At 56.5% G+C, this 9,742-nt stretch carries 10 protein-coding genes; 5 read left to right on the top strand and 5 right to left on the bottom strand.

The window, feature by feature from the left end:
* Positions 1 to 388 precede the first annotated feature (388 nt).
* From AC2D8P_RS11070 to AC2D8P_RS11060, 3 genes are all read left to right on the top strand, one after another.
* The gene (locus tag AC2D8P_RS11070; RefSeq protein WP_484702734.1) at positions 389 to 2,530 is read left to right on the top strand and encodes a S8 family peptidase; all 2,142 of its coding nucleotides are present in this window, start codon (positions 389 to 391) and stop codon (positions 2,528 to 2,530) included.
* A 77-nt stretch (positions 2,531 to 2,607) separates the two neighbouring features.
* Positions 2,608 to 2,967 carry a diacylglycerol kinase gene (locus AC2D8P_RS11065; RefSeq protein WP_484702733.1) on the top strand — a complete coding sequence of 120 codons (360 nt, stop codon included), beginning with the start codon at positions 2,608 to 2,610 and terminating at the stop codon, positions 2,965 to 2,967.
* Positions 2,964 to 3,923 carry a hypothetical protein gene (locus AC2D8P_RS11060; RefSeq protein ID WP_484702732.1) on the top strand — a complete coding sequence of 320 codons (960 nt, stop codon included), beginning with the start codon at positions 2,964 to 2,966 and terminating at the stop codon, positions 3,921 to 3,923. The genes AC2D8P_RS11065 and AC2D8P_RS11060 overlap by 4 nt, the downstream gene beginning before the upstream one ends.
* Before the next feature lie 110 nt (positions 3,924 to 4,033).
* Here AC2D8P_RS11060 and rimO read toward each other — a convergent pair whose 3' ends face one another.
* A complete protein-coding gene (rimO, locus tag AC2D8P_RS11055) occupies positions 4,034 to 5,422 on the bottom strand; it encodes a 30S ribosomal protein S12 methylthiotransferase RimO (RefSeq protein ID WP_484702730.1) in 1,389 nt (462 codons plus the stop codon).
* A gap of 153 nt (positions 5,423 to 5,575) precedes the next feature.
* Here rimO and AC2D8P_RS11050 point away from each other — a divergent pair, with 153 nt between their 5' ends.
* Positions 5,576 to 5,842 carry a spike base protein, RCAP_Rcc01079 family gene (locus AC2D8P_RS11050; protein WP_484702728.1) on the top strand — a complete coding sequence of 89 codons (267 nt, stop codon included), beginning with the start codon at positions 5,576 to 5,578 and terminating at the stop codon, positions 5,840 to 5,842.
* A complete protein-coding gene (locus AC2D8P_RS11045) occupies positions 5,842 to 6,612 on the top strand; it encodes a hypothetical protein (RefSeq protein WP_484702726.1) in 771 nt (256 codons plus the stop codon). The genes AC2D8P_RS11050 and AC2D8P_RS11045 overlap by 1 nt, the downstream gene beginning before the upstream one ends.
* 14 nt (positions 6,613 to 6,626) lie before the next feature.
* Here AC2D8P_RS11045 and AC2D8P_RS11040 read toward each other — a convergent pair whose 3' ends face one another.
* The 4 genes from AC2D8P_RS11040 to AC2D8P_RS11025 form a co-directional block, all read right to left on the bottom strand.
* Positions 6,627 to 8,027, bottom strand: a complete 1,401-nt coding sequence (locus AC2D8P_RS11040) for a polysaccharide biosynthesis tyrosine autokinase (protein ID WP_484702724.1) — start codon at positions 8,025 to 8,027, stop codon at positions 6,627 to 6,629.
* A 21-nt stretch (positions 8,028 to 8,048) separates the two neighbouring features.
* The gene (locus AC2D8P_RS11035) at positions 8,049 to 8,489 is read right to left on the bottom strand and encodes a Wzz/FepE/Etk N-terminal domain-containing protein (protein ID WP_484702723.1); all 441 of its coding nucleotides are present in this window, start codon (positions 8,487 to 8,489) and stop codon (positions 8,049 to 8,051) included.
* A 360-nt stretch (positions 8,490 to 8,849) separates the two neighbouring features.
* Positions 8,850 to 9,323 (bottom strand): ATP-binding protein, encoded by a 474-nt coding sequence (locus tag AC2D8P_RS11030; RefSeq protein ID WP_484702721.1) that lies wholly within the window; start codon positions 9,321 to 9,323, stop codon positions 8,850 to 8,852.
* Positions 9,324 to 9,342: 19 nt separating this feature from the next.
* Positions 9,343 to 9,675, bottom strand: coding sequence for an STAS domain-containing protein (locus AC2D8P_RS11025; protein WP_484702719.1), 333 nt, complete (start codon positions 9,673 to 9,675; stop codon positions 9,343 to 9,345).
* Positions 9,676 to 9,742: the final 67 nt, after the last annotated feature.

The following is a 9,742-nucleotide window of genomic DNA, read 5'->3' as shown; positions in this document are numbered from 1 at the left end:
AGCCTGTCAGGCTCCACCCCCGGCGAGGACGGCTATGGCCGCGTCTTCCTGGGCATGGACTTCGCCAATGGCGGGTTTGAACTGGGCTATGACAGCAACGAAGAGCTGAGCGCCACCGCGAGTTATAGCTGGCGGTTTTGAGCACGCATTGACCGAGAAACGAACGGCGCCCCTGCGATCATTTCGCGGGGGTATCCTTTTTTCAGGTGAGATTTTTGGCAGCGCCCGAGATCACTGTCATTCTTTCATCACAAATTCCCAGCCCAATACCCGTACTCAAAATCTTGGATCGTAATTGTTTCAATGCCGCGCTATTCTAGGGTCGAGCAGAATAATAAAATCTAGGATTATGGTTGTGTGGACTCTCCGCCCGCCATCAACAGGTGTCATGAGATTATCAGGAAGTTTCTCTAAATCAGCGGCCTTGTGTGTCGGGGTTGCGGCCTTGTCAGCATGCATCGGCGGGGGCGGTGGCGAAGACGCGGGTAGCGCAAGCCTGTCCAGTCCCGCTTTGGTCGCCATGGAGGTGTTGAGCGCCTTTTATGTGGACTCATTTGACATCTACGAAACAACGGCGTCGGACCTGCGTAACAGTGTCCAGTATCAGTTGCAGAACACCGGTTGGAATTTTGGTGGTGTCGGGAAGACCTATTTCAGCTTCCCGCTGGCGGCGTCGCGTGTCGAATATGCCCATGCTGTTGGATTGACTGGCGCTGGGCAGACCATTTCGATTGTTGATAACGGATTTCTGACCAGCCACGAAACGCTGGATGGGAAATCCATCTCGACCGCCGGTGCGGTTGGAGTTGAGGATCATGGCACCAGCGTGGCCTCAATCGCGGCTGGTGAATCGTCGACCTTTATCGGCGTTGCACCGGGGGCGGATTTGGCGTTGGGCAGTTTTGATACCTTTGCCAGCCGGACCGCAGCGACCGCGCAAGCATTGGCCCTGAATGCGGTAGCCCAGAACAATTCATGGGGCTTTGACAATGCTGATGTCACCCAAGTGAATTTCGATACGTTGTTCGTGAACAATCCAGACGGCGCTGATTACCTGTCTGCGCTGGAAGCATATGCAGCTCAAGGTGTGGTGATTTTTGCGGTCTCAAACGATGATACCAAAACCACATCGACGATTATGGCCGCGCTCCCCCATCTGCAGTCTGATCTGACGGCGGGATGGCTGGCCGTGGCCAATGCGGTGCCGGATTTTGATAATGACCGCATTCTGTCTGCACAGCTTTTATCTTCGGGCTGTCTGGAAGCGGCCGCGTGGTGTTTGGTGGCCGATGGGGCCTGGACTGCGGCGATTTCGGCGGGTGTCGATGCGTATGATTTGGGAACCGGGTCGTCCTTTGCGGCACCGCAGGTGGCGGGTGCTTTGGCGATTTTGGCCGAGGCGTTTCCCACGATGACCCCGCATGAACTGCGTGTCCGGTTGCTGGCCTCTGCCGATAACGGATTTTATTCCCATGATGGCAGTATTGAACTGGCCGATGGGTTCTTTCACGGCTACAGCGACGACTTTGGCCATGGGTTCCTTGATCTTCGCGCCGCGCTGTTGCCCATCGGAACCGCGACCCTTTCTGTCGGGGACACATCTGTGACGGTGGGCGAGCCGATGGTCCTGTCGGGTGCGGCCATGGGTGATGCGGTAACGCGGAGCCTTTCGGGAATGGAAGTCGCCGTCACGGATGCCTTAAGCGCCGGGTTTGACATGCAGGCCGAGACGTTAACCGCCACCGTCGCCCCGCAATCCATCGCGACGGTGCGGATGTCAGAGATACTGTCCTATGACATGACCCAGGCGCGGCTGGCCCCGGCGGCGCATGTGAACGATCCGTTTGCAACGCTGGAGGGGCAGACGGTTAACCTGATGTCCACAGCGGGCGGGGTGAATGCCTCCTTTCTGACTCCGAACCTGTTTGGTGAGGATGTCAGCTATGGCGTCAGCCTGTCGCGAGACCTGATGCCGAAATCCGATGTTGATTTGGAGCTGGGGTTGAAGGTCTTCCATGACGGTGGCGGGGCGGTTGGGTTTGCTGATGCACAGGCCAATGGGCTGGGTGCCGATATGGCGGCGCTGCATATGGGTCTGTCGCGGGAATTTGACAGCGGCACGTTTGTTGGCCTGACCGGGGAGTTCGGCATCGGCACGTTGGAAACCCCCTCGTTTTTTGAGGCCGACAGTTCCGTGCGTTATGACAGTTTCGGCCTGCAGTTTGGCAAGCGGCGCATCCTGTCAAACTCGGATCGCCTGACCCTGGGTCTGTCGATGCCGATGGCGATTTCTGATGGCGGCGCACAGGTGCAATTGCCCGTTGTGATGTCTGATGGCAGTTCCCAGATGAGCACCGTTAGCCTGGATCTGGCACCACAGAAGCGGCAGCTGGACCTGTCGCTGACCTATCAGGCAGAGGTTGCCAGCAATCTGGAACTGGTGCTGGAACTGGTTCACGCCCAAAACCACGGCAATATCGCCGATCTGGAAGATACAGCCGGGATTCTGGCCTTCAGCTATCGGTTCTGACCTCACGAAAATCTGGTCACAATCGCCCCCGGTCTGCTAAGGCTGGGGGCGTTGTTTTGTGTGGGGCGCGCGCGGATATGAAATTCTTCTTCACTCACCTGAAAAATCGATGTGTCTGGAGCTGGCACGGCGTGCGGGATACCTGGGCCACAGAGTATTCCTTTCGCAGCTGGATCTGGGCCAATCTGATCTCTGCTGCGCTGGCGCTCTACCTGCCGCTGACCAGTGGGGAGCGCGCCCTGATATTGGCACTGGGCATCATGGTCATCGCGGCAGAGCTGATGAACACCGCGATTGAGCGCTGCGTGGATTATATATCCGAAGATCACCACCCACTGGCCAAACAGGCCAAGGACGCCGGCAGCGGTGGCGTGGCGGTGGCGGCGATTGCAGCGGGCGTGGCGTGGGTTGTGGTGTTGGTGCGGGTGTTAAGTTGATCAAAAAGCCAACAATCTATTTGGACAATAACATAATCAGCAAGTTAGCAGATGGTCAGCTACACAATTTGAAGAAAGCATTTCTTTCCGAATTATTCATTCCAGTCTATTCGCATATCACCGTCGACGACATGCAGGACTCAACTGAATTTGAAAGAAGAGTAGAACTAATTGATGAAATCAGAGCGCTAAGACTGGTCGTTGAAGACCTTAGCGCTACCAACGGCAAATTAGTCGATCAGCGGGCTTCTGAATTTATTGAGAGCTTATCTGAGGAGGCATTTGACATTGGAGAGTTCTTAAGTGTGCTAGACGAGTTTTCTTTGTTTGCACATGGATCAAAATCGAAAAAAGAAATTGAACAGATTGACCAAAAGTTCAGAAATGCAGTTTCGGATTTGATGGGTGAGCTTGTATTCGAGTTGCGTGATATTTCTCCCTTTGCTTCTCAAATGATATCAGAAGCCTCATTAGACATTGAGAGTTCTCCAATGTTCGAAGCGCCGAAATATTTAGAAGAACCTCCAAAGGTGCCGGATCAAGGGTTAGACAATTTAAAGCATATTTCAAGCACTCGGCCTCCGAATGTTCTGACCAAGATTCTTGATCTCTATCCAGAAGAAATGAGCGATTCAATTGCCGATACATTTGGTGGTGCCAAGTATAGCTTTTCAAACTTGAGCGAAGCTGTCGCTTTGCTCGGACTTCTGGGCTTCAACAATGATAAGCGGATTAAGAAAGCGGATGGTAAACGCGCGTTGCAGGGGGCGAAAAGCGAACGCAACGATGTTCAGCATATCTCGTTTGCGTTAGCATGCGATGCATTTGTCACAAATGATAAGCGAAGTGCCAGAAAACATTTCGCTTTGTCAGAGTACTTAAAACTGTCTTCCAACACGCTGTATGTTTCGACGGATGGGAAGGTTCGATTGCTGTCAGACGAATATTGGCCTTAGTTTGACTTAGCATCAATCCACCCGGCGGCAACGCCGGGCAGCGCCCGAGCCGCCCCATGGCGGGCGTTTTTCGCCCACCCGGGTCGGGCGCTGCCCTCTGTTTTCTGTAATTACTTAACCAGTTGGCCCCAGAGGTCGTATTCCCCCGCTTCATCAACTTCGACCGTCACGATATCGCCCACCGATATCCCCTCCGTCCCCTCGTCAATGAACAAATTCCCGTCGATTTCTGGCGCGTCGGCTTTAGTGCGGCAGGTGGCGATGCCGTCTTCGTCAATGTCGTCGACGATCACATCCATCTCCTGCCCGACTTTGGCGGCGAGTTTTGCTTCGGATATTTCCTGCGCCTTTTCCATGAAACGGTCCCAGCGCTCTTGCTTCACCTCTTCGGCCACGTGATCCGGCAGGGCGTTGGAACGGGCACCATCGACGTTTTCATACTTAAAACATCCGACGCGGTCCAGTTGGGCCTCATCCATCCAATCCAGCAGGGTCTGGAATTCTTCTTCAGTCTCGCCCGGATAACCCACGATGAAGGTCGAGCGCAGGGTGATCTCGGGGCACACGTCTCGCCACGCTGCGATTTCATCCAGCGTTTTTGATCCCGCCGCCGGGCGGGCCATGCGTTTCAACGTGTCCGGGTGCGCGTGCTGAAACGGGATGTCCAGATAGGGCAGGATCAACCCATCCGCCATCAGCGGGATCAGGTCGCGCACATGGGGGTAGGGATAGACATAGTGGAGCCGCACCCAGGCGCCGAACTGGCCCAGCTCGCGGGCCAGATCGGTGATGTGGCTGCGTACCTCGCCGCCCTTCCACGGGTTCAGATCGTATTTGCGATCGAGCCCATAGGCAGAGGTGTCCTGCGAGATCACCAGCAGTTCCTTGACCCCGGCCTCGACCAGTTTTTCGGCCTCTCGCAGCACCGCATGGGCGGGGCGGCTGACCAGTTTTCCGCGCATATCGGGGATGATGCAGAACCGGCATTTGTGGTTACAGCCCTCGGATATTTTCAGATAGCTGTAATGGCGCGGTGTCAGGGACACGCCGCGCGCAGGCAACAGATCGACAAAGGGATCGGGGCTGGGCGGCACGGCGCCGTGGACGGCATCCAACACCTGTTCATACTGATGCGGGCCGGTGACGGCGAGGACGGACGGATGCGTGCCGCGGATATAGTCCTCCTCTGCGCCCAGACAGCCGGTGACAATGACGCGACCGTTTTCTTTCAACGCCTCGCCGATGGCTTCCAGGCTTTCGGCCTTGGCACTGTCCAGAAACCCGCAAGTGTTCACGATCACCGCATCGGCACCCGCGTAGTCGGGGGATATGGCATATCCTTCGGCACGCAGCCGGGTCAGGATGCGTTCACTGTCTACCAAGGCCTTGGGGCAGCCGAGCGACACCATACCCACCTTGGGCTGGCCATCGCGGGCAGGTTCGTTCAGGCGCATCGTCGGCGCGACATCAGGGCGGAGGTTGGGCGGGTTCGTTGTCATGGCCGCGCTATAGAGGATTTGACGGGGCTTGGGAATGGGTGTTGCAGTTCGGATCAACGCACGCTGCTGTTAACCACGATTAAGAGTTTGAGCTTAGAACCTCCAGCGATTGCCGGGCCCGGTGGGGGTCGGGCTGATGACCGGAGATTTGCCATGAACAACCCTTTTGAAAACCGTTCCCTGTCGCTGGGCGGGCCAGCCACTGATCTGATGCCGGTGACGCCGTCTGACAGTGTTGATCTGTCTGAGGTCGCTGTTGCGTTATATGTTAAAACCGGTGGCACGCTGTCGATGGAAACCGTGGCGGGTGGGTCGCGCAGCCTGACCGTCAGCGACGGGATGATCCTGCCGGTGGGTGTGCGGCGTGTTAATGCAACCGGAACCACCGCCGCGGGAATTCATGCCTTCGTGGTGTCCTGATGCTGGGATTATCTCTCAACCTGACAGAGATTGCAGGGCGCTCGCGCGGGGCGGCCCCGCCCTTTGATCCGCTGTCGCTGAGCCCGATTGCGCTGTTTGACCCGTCACAAACTGGTAGTCTGTTTCAGGATGCGGCCCAGAGCGTTGCGGTCAGTGCCTCGGGTGATCCGGTTGGGTATGTCTCTGATCAGGGGCTTGGGGGGCATTCGCTGCTGCAAGGGACAACTGAACGCCGACCGCTTTACGAGACTGCGAATGGTTTGCACTGGATCAACGGTGACGGGGTTGATGACATGTTGATCGCCGCGTCTGTGCCCTTGCCGCCCACGGTGACGTTTTGCATCGGGGCGGATGTGGGGTCAGTCTCCAGCAACAGCGATGCGTTGATTTCGATCGAGGCCGCCGACGGGGATTTTCAACTGGATGCGGGGTCGCCTTCGGGCTTTGAGGCGCGGTTCAACAGCAGCGGGTTGGGCGTTGAAAGCATCCGGTCGCCATCGGCGCATGTGGGGGCAAAGGTCTATGCCCTGATGTTGGATCAGACGGCGGCCACAATTACCTTGCGTGTTAACGGCGTTCAGGATTGGCAGGTCAGTGGCTATAACGGTGCATTGGCCAGCGCACCTGCCTTGTACCTTTTGACCAATCGCAGCACCGGCAGTCGGATCGGGGCGAAACTGTTCGCCGCATCGGTCTGGAGCGATACCAATCTGTCGCGGGTGCAGGATATGGAAGCACGGACAGCCGCGCGCAGTGGTGTGACCTTGTAAGCCGGGTCTGGTTTTCACGCGGTGCCATAGCCAGCGTGAAAGCCACACTGATGCGTTAGCCCAAGGCGGCGCAGTCTTGACGGGTCGACGCCGGTCAAAACCAGACCGATGATTGGCACATTTTCCAATTCAAATTGGCCCAAGCTAGCATCAAGGTCGTCTTTGGCCGTGCTGTTCCAGCGCACGGCCAGAATGACCCCATCGGCATATCGCGATGCGATGCGTGCTTCGGGGCAGATTGACAGGGCGGGTGCGTCCAGGATCACGTGATCGTAGTCGGCTTTCAGGCGTGCAATCTCTTCGGCAAGTTTGGCAAAGATCATCGGTGCGCTGGCGCCGGTCAGCTCTGTGGGCAATGGCCTTATATCTGATCGTAATGTAGCGTTGTGAAAAATGGCGGCATCGTCTTGAACCGCCTTTTCAACAGCCCGACCCGGGGCGCGCGCTGTCAGTTTCGGGTTGGCAGAGACAATCAGGACCCGTTTTCCGATATCGGCCAAGCTGCGCGACAGGGTCATGGCAACCTCTGATACATCTTCGTCCGGGTGGGAGGAACTGATCATGATCACCTTTTGCGGCCCGTCGGTGCCAAACACGACGGCACATCGCAGGCCGCGCAATGTGTTGACCCCTTGTGCGAGTGGTGTTTGGGGATTGGCAGGGGCTCGGGTGCTGTGACCCAGCACTGGATAGCCGGAAAACTGGGCAAGCTCCCGTTCGGTGCGAAACCGCACGTTGCTCGCCTCTTTCCATAGCATGCTCAGCAGGCCAAGCATCAGGGTGACCAGCCCTGCCGTCAATGCCAAGACCAGACTGCGTGGCCGGTGCGGTGTGTTTGGAATTGACGCGGTCGAGACGATGTGGCTGTCAGAGCCAATGTTCCCCTCAGCAGCAGCGGCGGCTTTTAGCTGTGTAACGTAGTAGTCGTGCAGCGTGCGGGTTGTGTTGGCCTGATCCTGTAGCTGCTGAAAATGCAGCCAATCGCGGCCTTGTTCGGTGACAAATGCGAACAGATCATCATGTGCCGCGACTAGATGTTTAAAATGATCCTGTGATTGGATGTCTGGGGTGCCTGACGCCACTGCGGGTTCCAGCCGGGCAATTCTGTCGCGCAGGTTGGTCAGGCGGGTTTCATAGGTGACAAGCGGATCGGATATGACGTGCGGCGCACGTGTCCGGAATGCAGAAATTGCGGCTTCGTCCTGTATAAGCTCTGCTTGCAAATGGGTTGCTCGATTGGCCAGCCATTCAAGCTCTTGCTGCTGCCGGGTAGTGTACTTTTCCCGCTGATCCGCGAGGTACAGATTTGCCAGATGATCTGCGATCAGTGCTGATTTCATCGGGTCTCTGGTGGTGGCCGAGATGATGAGAACCGCACTGCGGGGCACCGCACGGGTTTCGATGGTGTCGCTCATCGCCACGACGAGCCGGGAGCGCTACAACTGAGCGGGCGAAAGGCTGGCGGGCTTGGAGAGAAACAGGTCACTGAACATTGAAGAGCGCGGGTCAAATTCCGGATCATCGGCAAGGGACAGGTCATCAATCAATCGGCTGATCAGGTCGTGGCTCCGCAAGACTTGAAGTTCGGAATTTAGGGATGTTTCCTCCGCCGGGATCTGATGTGCAGTGATCCCCTGATCTGGTGTGGCGACGGTTTGCCCACTGATGAAGATCTCGGCGTGGGCTTTGTAGACTGGTGACACCAGTTGGGTAGAGATCAGAAACACCAGACAGAACGCCGCGATAGATACCCCCAATATGTACGGGCCCGTCCCCCGGATACGGGCGGCAAGCATCATTATGTCCAACCCCTCTACCGTCTGGGGTCGGTGGGTGGTCGTCTGGACAGGGGGGTAGGGCGCGAAGCTCTTGCTCATGTGAAGATCGGTCAGAAATGGTCAAAATTATACACGACAAGCGAGTATCAGTTAAAATATACAACTATAAAGTGCGTTAGTAAAGGTGACTGCTAAAGGTAGCATAAAATGAGCCTTCGCACTGCGCGCGGCCATCCAGAGAGTTGTCGAATGTTCGGAAAATTGTACCCGGCGTCACGATTGGGTGGGGGCTGTGAGACGCGACGCCGGGAAAAGCTTTTGCAGCTGACAAGACTATCGCGCGAGATTGTGTCGGGAATGCGGGTCAATTGTGTCAATTTCTTGGGCTGCATTGACCAATGTGATTGCGAAACCCTCTTGCCCCGATGGGCAAGTGCCCGCGCCACATACAAGATGTTTCTATGCGGATTGTACAATGGCGATTGCCAGCCAGTTTTTGCCACCGATATAGCGATGTCGAATGCGCGTTGACAGCACATGGATCAGCGACCAGCCAAACCCGCCCTCTGGCAAATCCGCGACATTCGCGCCGGGATCGGCCATCGGATGCGGGCAAAGGACGCAATCGGGCACCCGATCCCCGTGATCGGAAACAACGGCGATAATCTGATCCTGGGTCACGCGGATATGAATGCTGAACGACCCGGGGCGTTGATCCGGATAGGCATGTTCGGCGATGTTGTTCAGAACTTCGGCCATCACAATCTGGGTAGATGAGATGTCTGACGTGGCCAAAGCCGCCATTACAAGGTGATCGGCCATCTCTTCGACCAATCGGCGGACAATGAGCGGGGTTGCCTTACCTCGAAATCGGTAGGTGGGTACGAGGACCGGTGTATCGTCGTGACGAAGGGCGCAATTCTGTCGGGTCACAAGTGCCTCCTCCGCCCGCTCAGATATCGCTGGTTGCCGCGGCCAATGTCGCGTGAATTGTAAACACGCTGTCCATCCGTGTCAGTTGAAAGACCTTTTGCACTGTCGGGGTCAATCCGGCGAGTTCCATCTTCCGGCCAGCGGCAAGTTGTTTCATCGAGGCGACAACAGCGCCAAGACCGCTGCTATCCATGAAATCCACCCCGGACAGATCCAGGATGACGCGGTCATCGCCGCCATCGGTCAGTTCGCGCATATGGTCCTTGAACTGTACGGCGATGGCTGCGTCCAGACGCGGTTCATGCACCTCGACGATCAGGGCCTGATCGCGCGATTGAGAATTAATTTTCATGGCTGTCCTCGTCAAAACCCGGTATTTGGACCCTAAAGGCGAATTCTTACCAATCTGTATCCAAAGG

The organism is Roseovarius sp. YIN77, assembly GCF_057219155.1.
This window is presented reverse-complemented; position numbering and strand designations above follow the sequence as displayed.

Excerpts from the sequence above, each read along its gene's own strand:
- AC2D8P_RS11070 (WP_484702734.1), top strand. The coding sequence starts at position 389 with ATGAGATTATCAGGAAGTTTCTCTAAATCAGCGGCCTTGTGTGTCGGG.
- AC2D8P_RS11065 (WP_484702733.1), top strand. The coding sequence starts at position 2,608 with ATGAAATTCTTCTTCACTCACCTGAAAAATCGATGTGTCTGGAGCTGG.
- rimO (WP_484702730.1), bottom strand. The coding sequence starts at position 5,422 with ATGACAACGAACCCGCCCAACCTCCGCCCTGATGTCGCGCCGACGATG.
- AC2D8P_RS11050 (WP_484702728.1), top strand. The coding sequence starts at position 5,576 with ATGAACAACCCTTTTGAAAACCGTTCCCTGTCGCTGGGCGGGCCAGCC.
- AC2D8P_RS11045 (WP_484702726.1), top strand. The coding sequence starts at position 5,842 with ATGCTGGGATTATCTCTCAACCTGACAGAGATTGCAGGGCGCTCGCGC.
- AC2D8P_RS11040 (WP_484702724.1), bottom strand. The coding sequence starts at position 8,027 with ATGAGCGACACCATCGAAACCCGTGCGGTGCCCCGCAGTGCGGTTCTC.
- AC2D8P_RS11035 (WP_484702723.1), bottom strand. The coding sequence starts at position 8,489 with ATGAGCAAGAGCTTCGCGCCCTACCCCCCTGTCCAGACGACCACCCAC.
- AC2D8P_RS11025 (WP_484702719.1), bottom strand. The coding sequence starts at position 9,675 with ATGAAAATTAATTCTCAATCGCGCGATCAGGCCCTGATCGTCGAGGTG.